At 53.7% G+C, this 930-nt stretch carries 1 protein-coding gene; it reads left to right on the top strand.

Annotation, left to right across the window (positions count from 1 at the left end; genetic code table 11):
- Positions 1 to 912: IS3 family transposase (locus CYD26_RS24750; RefSeq protein ID WP_102053916.1), on the top strand; the 912-nt coding region annotated here is incomplete at its 5' end.
- Positions 913 to 930: the final 18 nt, after the last annotated feature.

The raw sequence follows: 930 nt of genomic DNA, 5'->3' as shown, positions 1-930 counted from the left end.
AAAAAAGGCCGCCGCGTACTTTGCCAAGGAGTGCGGCTGAAGTACGCCTTCATCAAGAAGCACTCGACTGATTACCCGGTGCGGCGCCTTTGCCACACCCTCAAGGTGCACCCCAGCGGCTATTACGCCTGGCTGGCCGAGCCTCAATCTGCCCGAGCAAAAGAAGATCAACGTCTGCTTGGCTTGATCAAACACGCTTGGCTGGAAAGCGGAGGTGTATACGGCTACCGCAAAATTCACGATGACCTGCGTGAGCTGGGAGAGGAATGCGGCCGAAATCGAGTCAGGCGCTTGATGCAGGCGGAGGGGCTGCGTTCTCAAACGGGCTATCGGCGGCGTCCAGGGTTCTATGGTGGAAAACCAACAGTGGCCTCGCCCAACCACCTCGCGCGGCAGTTCAAGGTAAGTGAGCCGAACAAGGTCTGGGTGACAGATATCACTTACATCCGCACCTATGAAGGGTGGCTCTACCTCGCGGTAGTGCTGGATCTGTTCTCACGCCAAGTAATTGGTTGGTCAATGAAGCCAAGGATGTGCAGCGACCTGGCTATCGACGCGATGTTGATGGCTGTTTGGCGACGCAAGCCTCAGCAGCAAGTTATGATTCACTCAGATCAAGGCAGTCAGTTCAGTAGCTCGGATTGGAAAAGCTTTTTGAAGGCCAACAATGTAATCAGCAGCATGAGCCGGCGGGGAAACTGCCACGACAATGCCGTAGCCGAGAGCTTTTTCCAGCTTTTGAAGCGAGAGCGAATCCGACGAAAGATCTACACAACCCGTGAAGAAGCCCGAAGTGATATTTTCGATTACATCGAGATGTTCTATAACCCTAAACGCCGACACAGCAGTGCTATGCAGCTGTCTCCAGTAGAGTATGAGAAACGCTATTTCCTGAGCTTGGAGAGTGTCTAGAAAACCAGGGGCGATTCA

This window comes from Pseudomonas sp. FFUP_PS_473 (assembly GCF_002858665.1).
Lineage (GTDB): Bacteria > Pseudomonadota > Gammaproteobacteria > Pseudomonadales > Pseudomonadaceae > Aquipseudomonas > Aquipseudomonas defluvii.
This window is presented reverse-complemented; position numbering and strand designations above follow the sequence as displayed.